The organism is Micromonospora sp. NPDC005215, assembly GCF_040607915.1.
Taxonomy (GTDB): Bacteria; Actinomycetota; Actinomycetes; order Mycobacteriales; family Micromonosporaceae; genus Micromonospora.
Window position 1 is genome coordinate 33,291 of the sequence record NZ_JBEXHQ010000056.1, and the last position, 16,080, is coordinate 49,370.

A 16,080-nucleotide genomic window follows, 5' to 3' on the forward strand; every position below is an offset into this window, starting at 1 on the left:
TCGGGGAAAGTGCTGCCTCCCGGCGCGTCGAGGCAGCAACTTCGGTGAAGTTGCTGCCTCGAACGTGACCGCCCCGCCGGGGTGGGATCAGCGGGTTGCTGGCATGGTGGCGAACTCGCCGGCTAGCTCCGACTCGACGATCGTCGCGGTGGACGGCCGGCGGCCGGCCGACGCCCGCCGGGCGGACGGGACGGCGAGAGCCGCGAGCGCGGCCGCCAGGGCGATGGCCGTGAGAACGAGAAACCCGGTAGTGAAGCCGGCCTCCCGGGGCAGGCCGTTGGCCTGCGGGTGCGCGGTGATCACGCCGCTGACCACGGCGGCGCCGATCGCGCCTCCGATGGTGCGGATGTTGGCGTTCATGCCGGTAGCCACGCCGGTCTGGCTGGCCGGCACGCTGGCGACGATCAGGTTGGCCATCGACGCGAAGGCCAGACCGATGCCGAGGCCGACCAGGCCGCCGGCGATGCCGACCTCCCAGCGGGTGTCGTGCGCGGCGGCGAGCATCGCCGAGGCGGCCACGTTGAACGCGGCACCGGTGGCGAGCTGCGCCTTGGCGCTGAAGAAGGCCTGGAGTCGACCGGCGACGAGACCGGCGACGAACATCGCGACGAGCATCGGCAGCATGAGCAGACCGGCCTGGCTGATGCTCGCCCCGAAGCCGTAGCCGGCGGCGGTCGGGGTCTGCACGAACTGCGGGAGGAACGCGTACACGGAGAACATCGACGCGCCGTAGAGCAGGGCGACCAGGTTGGTGGTCCAGACTCCGGGCAGGCGCATCATCCGCATGTCGATAAGCGGATTCTTCGACCGCAGTTCGGCGACCAGCCAGCCGGCCAGCAGCACCACGGCGAGCACCAGCAGACCGAGCACCCGGGTGGAGGTCCAGCCCCAGGTCGCGCCCTGGCTGATCGGCAGCAGCAGCGCCACCAGCCAGCCGGAGAGCAGCAGGGTCGCGCGCCAGTCGATGCGCCCTGGGGTACGGATCGGGGACTCGGGGACGAACAGGCGGGCGGCCACGGCGGTCAGCCCGACCACGACCATCGGGATCCAGAACAGCCAGCGGTAGTCCAGCGTGCTGACGATCGGGCCGGCCAGCACGATGCCCAGGCCACCGCCGACGGCGACGATCGCCGAGATGGCGGCCACGGCCGTGGAGACCCGTGCGGCGGGGAACTCGTCGCGGATGATGCCGAACGACAGCGGGAAGACCGCTCCGCCGATGCCCTGCACGACCCGGGCGAGGATGAGGACGCCGATGTTCGGCGCGATGGCGGCCAGCAGGCAGCCGAACGCGAGCGCGGCGAGCGAGACGACAAGCATCCGTTCCTTGCCGACCATGTCGCCGACCCGTCCGAGGATCGGCGTGAAGATCGACGCGGAGAGCAGGTAGGCGGTCAGGACCCAGGTCACGGTGTTCTGCGAGGTGTGCAGATCCTGCTGGATGGTGGGTAGCACCGGGGTGATCAGCGACTGGAGCATCGCGAAGAACCCGGCACCGGCCGCGAGCACGGTGAAGGTGAGCCGACGCGAGCTGCGTCGGGAGGTTACTGCCACGAGAGGGAACTCCCTGATTACGTACTGAGCCCGTCGTCTGCGGCGGGCAGGGCTGTCGGGTCCGGGCGATCGGGTGGCCAGGCGGCGATCGGGCGGATCCCGAGGTAAGCTAACCGGAGGCAGGCCTCCGGGGATTCCGGAGGGGTGCCTCCACTAAGTTAGCGGAGGGGTGCCTCCGGTTGCAACCAGGGTGAGGTGACGTACGTCATGACCAGCGCGGGGCAGGCGCCCGAGGTCTTCGCCCAGCGGCCCAAGCGGGCCGATGCGCGGCGTAACTACGACGCCCTGATCGCGGCGGCCCGCGAGGCGTTCGCCGAGAACGGCGCCGCCGCCTCCCTGGAGGACGTGGCCCGACGGGCCGGGGTCGGCATCGGCACGCTCTACCGCAACTTCCCCAGCCGACGGCACCTCTTCGAAGCCGTCTACGTCGAGGAGGTCCGGGCGCTGAGCCGCTCGGCCGAGGACCTCGCCGAGCTGCCCCCGTGGGACGCGCTCGTCGCCTGGCTGCACCGGTTCGTCGCGTACGTCGCCACCAAGCGGGCTCTCGCCGAGCAGCTGCTGCACGACTCGGAGATTTTCGCCAGCTGCCGGACGGAGATCTACGCCGCCGGCGAGCCGCTGATGCGCCGTGCCCAGGGTGCCGGCGTGGTCCGTTCCGACGTCGGCTTCGACGACGTGGTGCGCCTGATCAGCGGCCTCACCATGGCGCAGTTCCCGTCGCCCGAGCAACGCGACCGGGTGCTTGGCGTGGCCCTGGACGGCCTGCGCGCTCCCGCCCGCTGACCCGGCGTCAGCGGTCGACAAGCAGCAGCCACTCGTCGTCGAGCCGTTCCAGCCCCACGCCCGCCGGCCAGCGGTGGCCCAGATCGGCCACCGCACGGGCCTGCTCGACCTGCGGTGGCCGGCCGAACTGTGCGTCGCGGAAGCTCGTCATGCTGTGGAACCGGGCCCGGCCGAAGTTCGCGGCGTCGGTGAAGCGAGCCCTGTCGAACAACGCCTCCGCGCCGAACACCGTCCAGCGGAACAACGCCATGTTCTGGAAGCGGGCCGAGTGGAAGTTGGCCGACCGGCCGAACTCGGTGTGCTCCATCGACAGCGCGCCGTCGAAGACGGCCTCCTGGAAGGTGGCGGCGTCCTCGAAGCGGGTCGCGTCGAAGCTGGTCGGCTGACCGAAGGTCGTCCGGCGGAATGAGGCCAGGCCGGCGAAGGTGGACCGCCGGCAGGACAGGCCGCCGGTGAACGCGGCCCCGTCGAAGCTGGCCAGACCGCCGACGCGAACGCCGTCCAGCATGACCTCACCGTCGGCCGCGAGCCCCTCGAAGGCCACGTCGCCGAAGGTCGCCGCCCCGAGCAGGAGACGCCCCCGCACCGTCGCGCCCGCGAAGGTGGTCGTGCCGGTGAACGCCGCCGCCGTGAAGTTCGCGTCGACAAGCGTGCAGCCTGTGGCGTCGAAGTCGACAAGCGTGGCACCGGTCAGGTCGAGCGTCAGCTCCGGCCAGTGGGTCGGGTCGTCCGCGCGCAGGTGTCGGGTGAGCACGCGCTGCGCGGTGCGCCGGACCTCCGTCTCGCGCGGCTCGCCGTCCGGTGCCGGCATCCGCAGGTACGCGCAGAGCACCGCCGTGATCGTCGGGCGCTGCCCCGGATTGTCCTGACCGAGGCGCTCCAGCGCGTGCAGGCCGCCCAGGCGTACCGCCGCGCTGTCGTTGCCGAGCAGCTCGACGGCCCGGGTGTACAGCTCGGTCAGCCGGCGCTCCGCCCCGTCGTGCTCGGCCGCTCCGGACTGCCGGTCCTGCTGGCGTTGCGCGGCCTCGGCCACCGACTCGGCGTGCGCCTGCACCCGGTCCCGGTGTGCCTGGTCGCGGGCGGCGACGCTCTCCTGGTGCCGTTGCGCGCGTTCGGCGATCCACTGACGACGGGCGGCCAGCAGCAGAGCGAGCCCTCCGCCGGTGCCGGCGACCACGGTCAGGCCGGTGCGGATCGCGTCGATGCGTAGCGTGGCGCGGGTGTCCGGCTGGCTGGCCCGGTCGGCCTCGGCGAGCAGCAGCCCCAGCACCAGCCAGCCCAGGGCGGCGGCGACCAGCAGCCCGACCAGCACCAGCCACCACGGCATCACCCGTAACTGGCGCTCGGGAGGTTCGTCGGCGACCACTGCCACAGCATGCCATTCGCGGTCACCAGCCAGGGGTGCGCTCCGGGCCGCCGGTCCGATGTGGAGCCGTGCCGAATTGCCGGTTTGCCCCCTCGATGGAACAACGGGTTACCAGCGCGTAACAAGCCATTGACGATTCTGAATTGTTGCGGGCATGATCGTCGCACGGTCGACCGGACACCCCCACCCACCTGCCCGGTACGCCGGGTGCCTCCCCCCGGAGGTGCAGCCATGCTGCTCCGAAAGACCGTCCTCGTCGGGTCCCTCGTCGCCGCCGCCCTGTTCGCGTCCGCCGGTACGGCGACCGCCGCCACCCCCGCCGATCCCACCCCGGCCAGCGCCGCCGCGCCCGCCGCTGCCGCTGCCGCCGCTGCCGCGGCCAACCCGGTGATCGTGGTCGGTGGGCTCAGCGGCGTCGCCGTCGCGTACCAGCCGCTGGCCGCCCGGCTGCGCGCCGACGGCTACCGCGCCTACGTCTACCAGCTACCGGGGCTGGGCCTCGGCGACATCCCCACCTCGGCCCGCGCCCTCGCCAGCTACGTCGACCAGGTGCGCGCCAGCACCGGCGCGGCGACAGTGGACATCGTCGCCCACTCCGAAGGCGGCCTGGTCAGCCGCTACTACCTCAAGCGGCTCGGCGGCACCACCGCCGTCGGTCGCTACGTCAGCCTGGGCACGCCGCAGTACGGCACCTACGTCGCCAATGTCGCGGCGTTCCTCGGCCTGGGCAGCTGCGCCGGCGTTGTGGCCTGCCAACAGATGACCATCGGCTCGGCGTTCCTCGCCGACCTCAACGCCGGCGACGACACCCCGGGCGCGGTGCGCTACACCACCGTCCGCACGGTGCAGGACGAGCTGGTCCGGCCAACCGGGAACGCCGCCGTCAACGACGGCGCGACAAACGTGCTGATCCAGGCGTACTGCCCGCTGCGGGTGGTGGGGCACCTCGGCCTGGTGCTCGACGGCACGGCGTACACCATCGTGCGCGGCGCCCTGGTGGACGGCCCGGTGCGACCCAACTGCCTCGCGCTCTGAGCCGGTCCGTGCGGGTGGTCCCGACGGGATCACCCGCACGTGCGCGCGACGGTGAGTGTCGGGTGGGCGACGTTCCTGGGAAAGGGGTTTCAGACCTCAGGCGCGCTCGATAACCTGCTGCGGCTGTCCATTGCCGACAGACGTGACATCCCAGAGGAGCAGCGCGCATGAGCGAGCCGCACACCGTGCCGCCGGAGGGCACCCCGCCGACAGTGCCGCAGCTCGACGTCCGGGCGGCCGAGCCGCCGACCGACGCCGCCGCAGCGCCCACCGGTGGCTTCGCCGACCGGCCGCCCGGCTACCCCAGCGCGCTGGTCTGGCTGCGCGCCGGGATCCTGCGGGACTGGCGGGGTGTGCTCGGCGCGTTCGTCGCCACCTGGTTCTACCTGCCGGTCGCGCTGCTCCTGGCGTTCTGGGGCGGTCTCGTCTTCGCCGTCACCGGGCTCTTCGTCGGCGGGCTGAGCGCCGATGACCAGGTGCCGCAGATGCTGCGCGACGCCCCGCTGATCGGCTCCCTGCTGGAGGCGTTCCTGACCCGCTCCGGCGGGGTGCTCGGCGGCGTGGTCGGCTTCGTCGCCGGGTTCCTGATCGGCTTCCTCGCCGTGCTGGTGGTGCCCTGGCTGGGCGCCGAGGACGGGGTGTTCACGGTGGTCACCGGTCTGGTCGGCACGGTGGTCGCGGCGGCGCTGATCGGGGTGCTCTACACCCTCTACCGGGTGCTGCTGGAACCGCGCCTGCTTGTGGTCTCCGGCGCCCGCCAGCCCAGCCGCCGGGAGGACGCGCGGCTACGCCCCGTGCTCGACGAGTGCGCCCGGCGCCTCGGCCTGCCCAGCGTGCCCCGGTTGCTGATGGAGGACGATCCGGTCCTGAGCAACGCCCGCACGTACGCGCGGCACGTGGTGGTCACCACCGCCGTGCTGACCGAGCCGGACGACGAGGTCGCCGCGCTGCTCAGCCACGAGCTGGTGCACTGGCGCACCGGCGACGAGATCACCAGCGCCTTCGTCCGGGGCGTCGGCCTGCCGCTGACCCTCGCGCACGCCCTGCCGACCTGGCTGATGCGAACGTTCCCGCACCCGGGCACCAACTTCGTGGTCTTCCTGTTCTTCTGGCCGGTGCTGCTCACCATGCGCTACGTGGTGCTGCCGCTGCACGCCCGCGACGTGCGGGCGGCCGAGTACCGGGCCGACCTCGGCGCCGTGCTCACCGGGCACGTCGACGGGATGCGGCGCGTCCTGGAGCGGCGGCTGTCCTTCGAGACCGGCCGCAGCGGCTGGGACGAGGCGGTCTGCGCCACCCACCCGCCGCACGAACTCCGGCTCGACGCGCTGGAGCGGGCATCGGTGGCCGGGGTGCCCGCCGCAGCGGCCGGGTCGGTCACCGCCGCAGCGGCCGAGCCGGTCACCGCCGAGCGGCTGTTCGGCCACTCCGGCCCGGTCGGCACCCGCCGCACCTGGCTGCTGGTCGGCGCCCTCATGCTGGCCGCCTGCGTCGGCACCGGCGGGCTCGGTGTGGTGCAGTGGGCGTTCTTTCGGCCGCAGGCGACGGTCGACGGATACTTCTCCGCGCTCGCCGACCGGGACAGCGACGCCGCGCTCGGCTTCCTGAGCGACCAGAGCGGTGTCACCGACCGCAAGCTGCTCGCCCAACTGCTGCGCGGCAAGGGCTACCAACCACCGACCGACGTCGACATCACCGAGGTGGAACGGGACGGTGACAGCGCCACCGCCACCGTGGCGTACCGGCTGGGCGGCGAGCGGCAGACAGCGACGGTCAGCCTGCGCCGCGACGACGAGGCCACCGCCGGGCTGCTGCACGGCTGGCAGGTGAGCGATGGGCTGACGCCGCTCAGCATTGCGATCGGCGGCCCCGGGGTGCGGCTCAACGGGGTCGAGCTGCCCGGCGGCACCGAGGGTCCTCCGCTGGTGCTGCTGCCCGGTGAGTACGCCGCGACCGGCCCGGCCAGCGCGCTCAGTGAGACGCCGAGCGAGACCGTGGCGGTCGGCCCGGGGCAGAGCACGGCGGCCCTCCAACTGGCCCCGGTGCTCAAGCCGGCGGCCGGCGAGGCCGTCGAGGCCCGAGTACGGGCCTGGTTGGACGAGTGCGCCAAGCAGACGGTCGCCGCACCACCGGGCTGTCCGTTCCGCTACTACGGTGGGTCCACCCAGAAGGTCACCTGGAAGATCCTGGAGTACCCGAAGCTCGCCCTCGAGTTGACCGGCCCGGCCAGCGCCCAGGTCTCCACCCCGTATGAGAGCCAGGGCAAGGTGCAGGTCAGCGGCACCAACACGTACTTCGGTGGCACCTCCCCGTTCACCGACGACGACACGTTCACCGTCACGGGCGTCGTCACCGCCGAGGGGGAGGGCGTCGCCTTCCGCCCCGCCGCCAACTGACCGGGAGAGACTCCGTGACCGACAGCGACCCCGCCGCCCGGCTGCCCGTGCGGTTGACCATCAACCCCCGGCAGCGACAGCAGCCGTCGGTCGCCCTGCTCGACTGGATCCAGCGCAACCCGCAGTACCGGCCGGTGGTGCGCCAGGCCGGCGGCGGTGGCGGGGGACGGCCGGGCTTCAGCGACGCGGTGATCATCGCGGTGCTGGCCCAGGGGCTGCTCCCGGGTCTGTTCAACCTGTTGCAGTCCTGGGTCGACCAGCAGCGCACCGAGGCCAGCATCCGGATCCAGGCCGGGGACACCGCTGTGGAACTACAGGTGAGTGGACGCACCGACTCGGCTCGCCTGCTGGCCCAGGCGACCGAGGCGCTGCGGGCCGCCCGGGAGCCCGGTCCGGACGCCGCCGACTGAAACCGGCGGCGTCCGCACCGGCAGGTCAGCTCGCCTTGGCCAACGACTCGAACTCGTCGTCGGTGAGCCGCACGTCGGCCGCACTCACGTTCTCCTCCAGGTGCGCCACCGAGGACGTACCGGGGATCGGCAGCATCACCGGCGAGCGGCGCAGCAGCCAGGCCAGCGCGAGCTGCGCGGGCGACGCGCCGTGCGCGGTGGAGATGGCGTCCAGCGGGCCGCCCGGGCGGGCCAGCTCACCGGTGGCGATCGGGAACCACGGGATGAACGCGAGGTCGTTGCGCTCGCAGTACTCCAGCACGTCCTCCGCGCTGCGGTTGGCGAGGTTGTACAGGTTCTGCACGGAGGCGATAGTGGTGATCGCGCGCGACTCCTCGATCTGCGCCACGCTCACCTCGGACAGCCCGATGTGCCGGATCTTGCCCTCCTGCTGCAACAGCGCCAGCTCGCCCAGCTGATCGGCGAGCGGCACCTTCGGGTCGATCCGGTGCAACTGGTAGAGCGGAATCGAGTCCAGGCCGAGGTGGCGCAGGCTCAGCTCACACTGCTGGCGCAGATACTCCGGGCGGCCCAGCGCACGCCAGTCGCCAGGGCCGGAGCGGCTCAGCCCGGCCTTCGTCGCGATGACCAGGTCGTCGGCGTACGGGTGCAGGGCCTCGCGGATCAGCAACTCCGAGACGAACGGCCCGTACGAGTCGGCGGTGTCGATGAACGTCACGCCCAGCTCGACGGCCCGGCGCAGCACCCGGACCGCCTCCGCCGGGTCCTTCGGATCACCCCAGACACCGGGGCCGGTGATCTGCATCGCCCCGTAACCGAGCCGGTTGACTGTGACGTCTCCGCCGATCCGGTACGTGCCGGACGCCTTCGCGGGCTGCTCACTGATGTTTGTCGCCATTGGTAGATCATCCCCCGGAACTCGGCCGACACACCGGGTGTCAGCCGACTGTGTGCGCTGACACGTCACCCCGCCCGCCGGGGCCGGTTGCCGGCAAGCGCCCGGTACGACCCGGGCGTACGTGCGACGCTGGCGGGGCCGGTGCCGTTCGGCGCGACGGCGGAGGGAGCACCCATGGCGGGAGTGCCGCAGGTCAACTTCGCGCTCGACACGTACGAGTGCATCGTGATCTATCCCGGCGCGGCCGGACGGGCCCTGCCCGCCGAGACCGTGCAACGGTTGCAGTCGGAGCACGCCGAGCACATGCAGGCGTTGCAGCGCGGCGGCATCATCCTGGTCGCCGGCTCGATCGACGGGCCGGCCAGCAACCCGGAGCCGCCGATCGGTTTCGGGCTGGCCCGCACCGGCAGCGTCGACGACGTCCGCAGCGTGCTGGAGGCCGACCCGGCGGTGCAGGCCGGGCTCTACCGGGTGGACGTGCTGACCTTCCTCTGCCCGGCCGGGTCGCTGGAGTTCCCCCTGCTCAAGACCGAGAGCTGAGCTGTCGGTCAATCGGCGGTTGTCGTGATGACGACGGCGCTCGGCGGCGTGCCGGTGTTACGGTCGCGCCCTGCGAGGGCCGCCGCCGGGGCGCACCCGGAAGCGTTGGGTCGGCCCCGGTCGAGGAGTCGCCATGATCTCCGCCGCCACCCCCGATGTCGCGACTGCCACCGCCCGGCTGCGTGCCCTGCTCGGCGACCGGCTGCACGAGCCGGGCGATCCCGCGTACGCCGCCACCACCCGGCTCTGGAACGGCGCGGTCCAGCGCACGCCCGCCCTGGTGGCCCACTGCCAGAACGCGGACGAGGTGGCCCACGCGGTCCGCATCGCCGCCCGCTGCCACCTGCCCCTGTCGGTCCGCTCCGGCGGGCACGACTGGGCCGGCCGGGCGCTTCGCGACGGCGGCCTGGTGCTCGACCTGACCGGTCTGCGTGCCGTCCAGGTCGACCCGGACGCGGCCACGGTGACCGCCGGCGGTGGTGCCACGACGGCCGAACTGCTCGCCGCCGCCCGCCCGTACGACCTGGTGGTGCCCACCGGTGTGGTCCGCGACGTGGGCCTGGCCGGGCTCACCCTCGCCGGCGGGTACGGCCCGCTCTGCGGCCGATTCGGTCTGACCCTGGACAATCTGCTCGGCGCGGAGGTGGTCCTCGCCGACGGCCGCCGGGTCACCGCCGACCCCCGGCACGACGCCGAGCTGTACTGGGCGCTGCGCGGCGGTGGTGGGAACGTCGGCGTGGTCACCGAACTGCGTTTCCGTGCCCACCGGCTGCCCGGCGTGCTGGCCGGCATGATCATGTTCGCGCTGGCCGAGGCGCCGGCCGTGCTGCGCGGCTACGGCGCGCTCATCGCCGAGGCCCCGGACGAACTGACAGTGATGACCGGCTTCCTGCCCGGCCCGACCGGCGAGCCGACGATCTTCGTCTGTCCGTTCTACAGCGGGCCGGACCTGGACGCCGGGTTGCCGTGGATGGACCGGTTGCGCGCGCTGGGCACCCCACTTGTCGACCAGATTGCCCCGATGCCGTACGCGGACGCGCTGCGGATGTTCGACGGCGGCATGGTCGACGGCAACCACTACCTGCTGCGTACCCGCTGGCTGCCCGCGCTCACCGACGGGGTGGCCGACGTGCTCGTCGACGCGGCCCGCCAGGTCAGCTCGCCGTCCTCGGCGCTGGCCGTGCACCACTTCCACGGTGCGGCCACCCGGGTCCGACTCGCCGACACGGCGTTCGGCCTGCGCGACGAGCACCTGCTGACCGAGATCATCGCGGTCTGGCCGCCCGGCGAACAGGCCGGACCGCACCGGGAGTGGGCCGAGCGCACCTCGACGGCGCTCGCCCCGCACGCCCTGCCCGGTGGTTACCCCAACCTGCTCGCCCCGGAGGAGACCGACCGGGTCCGGCTCGCCTACGGCGCGAACTGGGCGCGACTACGCCGGGCCAAGCGCCGCTACGACCCCCGTGACCTGCTCACCGCGGTGCCGACCCTGCCGCCGTCGGTGCACCCACGGTGAGCCTTCCTCGGGAGCACCCCGACAGCGCACACCGACGGAGGCGTACGATTCCCGGCGCGCGGTCGCCGTTGCCCGTCGCCACAACGTTCCCGGTGCGGTTCCGCCCGCCGGCCCGACGCGCACCGCGCGTCGTTGGACACATGTTCCGCTGCCTGCAATGGGTCGGCCCCGAGTCCGACCTGAAGGAGAGACTAGCCTGATGGGCGTGACACGCCGTGTGAAGATCGTCTGCACCCTTGGTCCCGCCACCTCGTCCCCGGAGCGCATCCGGGGTCTCGTCGAGGCCGGCATGAACGTGGCGAGGCTCAACTTCAGCCACGGCAGCCACGCCGACCACGAGGCGGTCTATCGACTGGTCCGGGAGGCGTCCGAGGCGGCAGGTCAGCCGGTGGCGGTCCTCGCCGACCTGCAGGGCCCCAAGATCCGCCTCGGCAAGTTCGCCGACGGCCCCCACGAGTGGCGCACCGGCGACTCGGTCGTGATCACCGGCGACGACATCCTCGGCACCAAGGAGCGGGTCTCCTGCACCTACCAGAAGCTGCCGCACGAGGTGAAGCCCGGTGACCGGCTGCTGATCGACGACGGTCGCGTCGCCGTCGAGGTCACCGACGTCACCGGCAACGACATCCGCGTCCTGGTCACCGAGGGCGGCCCGGTCTCCAACAACAAGGGTGTCTCGCTGCCCAACGTGGCGGTCAGCGTGCCCGCCATGTCGGAGAAGGACGCCGAGGACCTGCGCTTCTCCCTGAGCCTCGGCGTCGACCTGGTCGCGCTGTCCTTCGTCCGCTCGGCCGAGGACATCAAGCTCGTCCACAACATCATGGCCGAGGAGGGCGTGTACCGGCCGGTCCTGGCCAAGGTCGAGAAGCCGGAGGCGGTGGAGCACCTCGAGGCCATCGTGCTGGCCTTCGACGGCGTGATGGTCGCCCGCGGTGACCTCGGTGTCGAGATGCCGCTGGACCAGGTCCCCCTGGTGCAGAAGCGCGCCGTGCAGCTGTGCCGGGAGAACGCCAAGCCGGTCATCGTTGCCACCCAGATGCTCGACTCCATGATCGAGAATTCCCGCCCCACCCGCGCGGAGGCCTCCGACGTCGCCAACGCGGTGCTCGACGGCGCGGACGCGGTCATGCTCTCCGGCGAGACCAGCGTCGGCAAGTACCCGGTGCTGACCGTCAGCACCATGGCCAAGATCGTGACGACCACCGAGTCCGGCTCGATCGGGGTGCCCCGGCTGCAGCACGACCCGCGTACCCACGGTGGCGCGCTCACCGTCGCCGCCTCGTCGATCGCCCGCGCCATCAACGCCAAGGCCCTGGTCGCCTTCTCGCAGACCGGTGACACCGTCCGACGGCTGTCCCGCCTGCACTGCGACCTGCCGCTGCTGGCGTTCACGCCGGTCCCCGAGGTGCGCGACCAGCTCGCCCTCACCTGGGGCGTGGAGACCTTCCTGATGCCGTTCGTGCAGCACACCGACGACATGTTCCGCCAGGTCGACCAGGCGCTGCTCGGCCTCGACCGGGCCAACCCCGGCGACTACGTGGTGATCGTGGCGGGCAGCCCGCCCGGCACCCCCGGCTCGACAAACACGCTGCGCGTACACCAGCTCGGCTCGCTTGTCGACGCGGCGTCGGCGCGGGCGCTGCAGTGAGCGACGGTCGGGTCGCGGTCGGCCAGGCGGCGGTCGACCAGCTGCTGGAAGTGCTGGACCTCGACCCGACCGGGGACATGGCCTTCCGGGGGATGAGCCCCCCGGTCGGCCCACAGCGGGTGTACGGCGGCCAGGTCGCCGGCCAGGCCCTGGTCGCCGCCGGCCGCACTGTCGACCCGGAGCGGTTCGTGCACTCGCTGCACGGCTACTTCGTCCGCCCCGGCGACCCGGTCGAGCCGATCGCGTTCCAGGTGGAGAACATCCGCGACGGCCGGTCCTTCTCGGTCCGCCGCGCGGTCGCCCTCCAGCACGACAAGCCGATCTTCTTCATGTCGGCGTCGTTCCAGCGGGCCGAGGAGGGCCTGGACCACCAGGTCACGGCTCCCCTGGACGTGCCGCCGCCGCAGGACGTCCCGACGATGACCGACCGGCTCTCCCGTTACCCGGAGCGGCTCGGCATCTGGGGTCAGATCCCGCGACCGATCGACGTGCGTTACGTCGGCGAGCCCGGTTGGGTACGTCCCGGCGACCGGCCGGCCGACCCGCACCAGCGCGTCTGGATGCGCATCGACGGCAAACTGCCCGACGATCCGCTGCTGCACGCCTGCGCGCTCACCTACGCCTCGGACCTCACCCTGCTGGACTCGGTGCTCTCCGCGCACGGTGAGGTGTGGGGGCCGGGCGGGCTGGTCGGCGCCAGCCTGGACCACGCGCTCTGGTTCCACCGGCCGTTCCGCGCCGACGAGTGGTTCCTCTACGACTGTCTGAGCCCGTCGGCGTCCGGTGCGCGGGGGCTGGCCACCGGCCGGATGTTCACCACCGACGGCCGGCAGATCGCCAGCGCCGTCCAGGAGGGTCTGCTGCGCCGCGTGGGCGCCTGACGCCGTCGTCGCATCCCCGCCCTCGGGCGGTGCTCACGCCGGTCAGGCCTGGTGGATGGCCTCGCCGGCGATCTCGATCTGCACCGTCTTGCCGACCAGGACCCCGCCGCTCTCCAACACGACATTCCAGAGCAGGCCATAGTCCTCACGGTCGATCTCGGCCGTCGCGCTGAACCCGAAGATATTCTGCCCGTACGGATCACGACGGGCGCCGCCGAAATTCACCTCCAGGTCAACAGCCCGGGTGATTCCTTTCACTGTCAACTCACCGGTCAGCACGAATCGCCCGGGGGCGCCCTCGGACTGCGGCGGGACAATCGGACTCCGGCCTCGTCCACCGAACCGATGGTTGCGCAGGCGGGCCCATTGAAAGATGGGATCCTCGTGGCCCTGCCATTTGATGCCGGTGCTTCGATATTCGAGGGTGGGATAGCGCTCCACGTCGAGGAAGTCGGCACTCTTCAGATGTGTGTCCCGGTCGATGCTGCCGGTGGTGATACTTGGCGTGGAGATGGTCGCCGTCACCGACGAGAGCAGCGGGTCCTCCGCCACGAAGATCTGTGCGGTGGCCTCGGCGAACTCGCCGCGCACCGGGCTCACCATCATGTGCCGGGACAGGAAACCGATCCGCTTGTGCGCCTGATCGAGAAGATAGGTGCCAGCGACCGGGATGGTCATGCCATCCCAGGTGCGTGTGGCGATATCGGTCATCGTGTTGCCTTCCCCCGATGTTTATCAATATGCTGCCCGGCGTCGGTGCAACGGTCTGGCGGTCGCGCCCCCGCCCAGCATAAGGACGCTTCGTATCGGCATTCCGGCCCCCACCTTACGGTGGATCATGGCGCACTTTTACTGGTCCTCGCCGACGGCCGGAACCGGCGCGAATTGCACGGGCCCCATCGATGCGTGTCCGATCGGCCGAGGGTCGCCCGCCCGGCCGGTTGACCGGGGGCTAACCTTGCCGACATGCGCCTCTCCGCCCGGGTCGACTACGCCCTCCGCGCGGCCGCCGAGCTTGCCGCGACGGCCAATGGCCCTGGGCGCGGCCGGCCCGTCACGGCCGACCAGATCGCCCGTGCCCAGGAGATCCCGCCGAAGTTCCTGGAGAGCATCCTGCTGCAACTGCGTCGGGGCGGCATCGTGCACGCCCAGCGCGGCCCCGAGGGTGGCTACTGGTTGGCCCGCCCGGCCGAGGAGATCTCACTCGCCGAGGTGATCCGGGTGATCGACGGACCGCTCGCCAACGTGCGCGGGCAGCGCCCTGAGCAGCTCGGCTACCACGGCCCGGCCCGCGCGCTGCAAGAGGTCTGGATCGCGCTGCGGGCCAGCGAACGGGAGATCCTGGAACTGGTCAGCGTCGCCGACGTGGCCGCGGGCACCCTGCCCGCGCGGATCACCGAGCTGGTCGCCGACCCGCGCGCCTGGATCTGACCGCCGGCCCGCTCCTCGTCCGCGTCCCCCGCGTTGCCCGGGTTGCCTGGGTCGCCCGGGTCGTCCGCGCCGCCCGGGTCGTCCGCGCCGCCCGGGTCGTCCGCGCCGCACGGCGGGGTCTTCGGCCGTGGCCGCGTCACACCGGCACGTGGCGTGGGGTGGTGTCTGCTGCGGCGCGCGGTTCGGCATCGACCGCGGCGCCTCGTACGGCGGCGTCCCATCCACCGATCAGAGGCTTGACCCCGAACGCCCCGTGGCGCATTGTCGACCAAGTCGATAGGAGATATCGAAAAGTCAGGGGGCGCTCATGCGCAAGCTGCTGGTTCTCGCTCTGGTCGGGCTCGTCGCGCAGCTGATCGACGGCTCGCTCGGCATGGCGTACGGGCTGACCTCGTCCACTCTGCTGCTGGTCGCCGGCGTCTCCCCGGCCGCAGCCTCGGCCTCGGTGCACCTGGCCGAGATCGGCACCACGCTCGCCGCCGGTGTCGCGCACTGGCGCTTCGGCAACGTCGACTGGCGGGTGGTGACCCGCATCGCCCTGCCCGGCGCCATCGGTGCCTTCGCCGGTGCCACCCTGCTCAGCTCGATCTCCACCGACGCGGCCGCGCCGTGGATGGCTGGCATCCTCTTCACGCTCGGCGCGTACCTGCTGGTCCGCTTCGCTCGACCGCTGCGTACCGACCGGGTCGGCGGCCGGCTACGCGGACGTTTCCTCGGACCCCTGGGCCTGGTTGCCGGCTTCGTCGACGCGACCGGCGGCGGCGGATGGGGCCCGGTGGCCACCCCGGCGTTGCTGGTCTCCGGCCGGATGGAGCCCCGCAAGGTGATCGGCTCGGTGGACACCGCCGAGTTCGTCGTGGCGGGTGCGGCCAGCGTTGGCTTCCTGATCGGGCTGGGCTCCGAAGGGTTCCTGCTCCCGACCGTCGCCGCGCTGCTGATCGGCGGGCTCATCGCCGCCCCGCTGGCCGCCTGGCTGGTGCGCATCGTGCCCGCCCAACTGCTCGGCGCGGCGGTCGGCGGCGTGATCGTGCTGACCAACGCCCGCACGCTGATCCGCTCCGCCGGACTCGACGGTCCGGTTCGCCCTGTCATGTACGCCCTGTTGGCCGCCGGTTGGTTGGCCGCCCTGGTGCTGGCCGTGCGCGCCCTTCGCCGCACCCGCCGGGCCCGTGCCGAGGCCGCGAGCGCTTCGCCTGCCGCGACCATGCCCGCCGAGTTCCCCGACGTTGCTTCCGCCGGCGCGGTCGCGGCCGATCTCGCCGCCACGGGTACGCCCACCCGCCGCTGAACCAGGTGGAGGCGCGCGGGCCGGAGCGCCACGATGCCCGGTCAAACGTCGTGATCGCCACGGTTGATCGCCAAGATCGTGCTCGATCGTGGACGTAGTGGCTTCCTTCCCGGCGCTTCGTGGCCACCACATCCTGGATCGTGCATACCTTGACGGCCACGGGCGTTCCGACACCCGCTCCCGGTCTTTCGGACAGGTGCTCATCGTCAAGATCCGCGCAATATCGGGGATGTTGCTGTCTCTGACGCGTCGGAGGCAGCAACATCAGTGAAGTTGCGTAGATCTTGGCGCGGGGCGCGGGGCGCGGGGCGCGGGGCGCGGGGCGCGGGGCGCG

The 16,080-nt window shown here is 72.1% G+C and carries 14 protein-coding genes; 10 read left to right on the plus strand and 4 right to left on the minus strand.

Annotated elements, in window-relative coordinates; genetic code table 11:
- Positions 1-87: 87 nt before the first annotated feature.
- Positions 88-1,554, minus strand: coding sequence for an MFS transporter (locus ABZU25_RS29755; protein ID WP_355032675.1), 1,467 nt, complete (start codon positions 1,552-1,554; stop codon positions 88-90).
- 207 nt (positions 1,555-1,761) lie between these two features.
- Here ABZU25_RS29755 and ABZU25_RS29760 point away from each other — a divergent pair, with 207 nt between their 5' ends.
- Entirely contained in the window at positions 1,762-2,337 is a 576-nt protein-coding gene (locus ABZU25_RS29760; RefSeq protein WP_355032676.1) for a helix-turn-helix domain-containing protein, read from the plus strand.
- 7 nt (positions 2,338-2,344) lie between these two features.
- Here the strand turns inward: ABZU25_RS29760 and ABZU25_RS29765 are convergent, their stop codons facing one another.
- Complete coding sequence (locus ABZU25_RS29765) at positions 2,345-3,703, minus strand: pentapeptide repeat-containing protein (protein ID WP_355032677.1); 1,359 nt, start codon at positions 3,701-3,703, stop codon at positions 2,345-2,347.
- Positions 3,704-3,934: 231 nt separating this feature from the next.
- On the opposite strand from ABZU25_RS29765, the gene ABZU25_RS29770 reads away from it, so the two are divergent.
- The 3 genes from ABZU25_RS29770 to ABZU25_RS29780 all read left to right on the plus strand — a co-directional run bounded on the left by ABZU25_RS29770 (position 3,935) and on the right by ABZU25_RS29780 (position 7,544).
- Positions 3,935-4,738, plus strand: coding sequence for an alpha/beta fold hydrolase (locus ABZU25_RS29770; protein WP_355032678.1), 804 nt, complete (start codon positions 3,935-3,937; stop codon positions 4,736-4,738).
- A gap of 167 nt (positions 4,739-4,905) precedes the next feature.
- The gene (locus tag ABZU25_RS29775) at positions 4,906-7,134 is read left to right on the plus strand and encodes a M48 family metalloprotease (RefSeq protein WP_355032679.1); all 2,229 of its coding nucleotides are present in this window, start codon (positions 4,906-4,908) and stop codon (positions 7,132-7,134) included.
- A 14-nt stretch (positions 7,135-7,148) separates the two neighbouring features.
- The gene (locus ABZU25_RS29780) at positions 7,149-7,544 is read left to right on the plus strand and encodes a hypothetical protein (protein WP_355032680.1); all 396 of its coding nucleotides are present in this window, start codon (positions 7,149-7,151) and stop codon (positions 7,542-7,544) included.
- Between the two features lie 25 nt (positions 7,545-7,569).
- On the opposite strand, the gene ABZU25_RS29785 is transcribed toward ABZU25_RS29780, so the two are convergent.
- A complete protein-coding gene (locus ABZU25_RS29785) occupies positions 7,570-8,442 on the minus strand; it encodes an aldo/keto reductase (protein WP_355032681.1) in 873 nt (290 codons plus the stop codon).
- A gap of 174 nt (positions 8,443-8,616) precedes the next feature.
- Here ABZU25_RS29785 and ABZU25_RS29790 point away from each other — a divergent pair, with 174 nt between their 5' ends.
- The 4 genes from ABZU25_RS29790 to ABZU25_RS29805 all read left to right on the plus strand — a co-directional run bounded on the left by ABZU25_RS29790 (position 8,617) and on the right by ABZU25_RS29805 (position 13,027).
- Entirely contained in the window at positions 8,617-8,982 is a 366-nt protein-coding gene (locus ABZU25_RS29790; protein WP_355032682.1) for a YciI family protein, read from the plus strand.
- Positions 8,983-9,115: 133 nt separating this feature from the next.
- Positions 9,116-10,498, plus strand: a complete 1,383-nt coding sequence (locus tag ABZU25_RS29795; protein WP_355032683.1) for an FAD-binding oxidoreductase — start codon at positions 9,116-9,118, stop codon at positions 10,496-10,498.
- 199 nt (positions 10,499-10,697) lie between these two features.
- The gene (gene pyk / locus ABZU25_RS29800) at positions 10,698-12,146 is read left to right on the plus strand and encodes a pyruvate kinase (RefSeq protein ID WP_355032684.1); all 1,449 of its coding nucleotides are present in this window, start codon (positions 10,698-10,700) and stop codon (positions 12,144-12,146) included.
- Positions 12,143-13,027 (plus strand): acyl-CoA thioesterase II, encoded by an 885-nt coding sequence (locus ABZU25_RS29805; protein WP_355032685.1) that lies wholly within the window; start codon positions 12,143-12,145, stop codon positions 13,025-13,027. The genes pyk and ABZU25_RS29805 overlap by 4 nt, the downstream gene beginning before the upstream one ends.
- Positions 13,028-13,069: 42 nt before the next feature.
- On the opposite strand, the gene ABZU25_RS29810 is transcribed toward ABZU25_RS29805, so the two are convergent.
- Positions 13,070-13,738, minus strand: a complete 669-nt coding sequence (locus tag ABZU25_RS29810) for a YceI family protein (RefSeq protein ID WP_355032686.1) — start codon at positions 13,736-13,738, stop codon at positions 13,070-13,072.
- A gap of 255 nt (positions 13,739-13,993) precedes the next feature.
- Between ABZU25_RS29810 and ABZU25_RS29815 the strand changes: the two genes are divergently transcribed.
- Positions 13,994-14,458, plus strand: a complete 465-nt coding sequence (locus ABZU25_RS29815; RefSeq protein ID WP_355032687.1) for an Rrf2 family transcriptional regulator — start codon at positions 13,994-13,996, stop codon at positions 14,456-14,458.
- A 307-nt stretch (positions 14,459-14,765) separates the two neighbouring features.
- On the plus strand, positions 14,766-15,746 hold the full coding sequence (locus tag ABZU25_RS29820) for a sulfite exporter TauE/SafE family protein (protein ID WP_355032688.1): 981 nt from the start codon (positions 14,766-14,768) through the stop codon (positions 15,744-15,746).
- Positions 15,747-16,080: the final 334 nt, after the last annotated feature.

Coding starts and splice junctions, on each gene's coding strand:
- ABZU25_RS29760 (WP_355032676.1), top strand. CDS start 1,762: ATGACCAGCGCGGGGCAGGCGCCCGAGGTCTTCGCCCAGCGGCCCAAG.
- ABZU25_RS29770 (WP_355032678.1), top strand. CDS start 3,935: ATGCTGCTCCGAAAGACCGTCCTCGTCGGGTCCCTCGTCGCCGCCGCC.
- ABZU25_RS29775 (WP_355032679.1), top strand. CDS start 4,906: ATGAGCGAGCCGCACACCGTGCCGCCGGAGGGCACCCCGCCGACAGTG.
- ABZU25_RS29785 (WP_355032681.1), bottom strand. CDS start 8,442: ATGGCGACAAACATCAGTGAGCAGCCCGCGAAGGCGTCCGGCACGTAC.
- ABZU25_RS29790 (WP_355032682.1), top strand. CDS start 8,617: ATGGCGGGAGTGCCGCAGGTCAACTTCGCGCTCGACACGTACGAGTGC.
- ABZU25_RS29795 (WP_355032683.1), top strand. CDS start 9,116: ATGATCTCCGCCGCCACCCCCGATGTCGCGACTGCCACCGCCCGGCTG.
- pyk (WP_355032684.1), top strand. CDS start 10,698: ATGGGCGTGACACGCCGTGTGAAGATCGTCTGCACCCTTGGTCCCGCC.
- ABZU25_RS29810 (WP_355032686.1), bottom strand. CDS start 13,738: ATGACCGATATCGCCACACGCACCTGGGATGGCATGACCATCCCGGTC.
- ABZU25_RS29815 (WP_355032687.1), top strand. CDS start 13,994: ATGCGCCTCTCCGCCCGGGTCGACTACGCCCTCCGCGCGGCCGCCGAG.
- ABZU25_RS29820 (WP_355032688.1), top strand. CDS start 14,766: ATGCGCAAGCTGCTGGTTCTCGCTCTGGTCGGGCTCGTCGCGCAGCTG.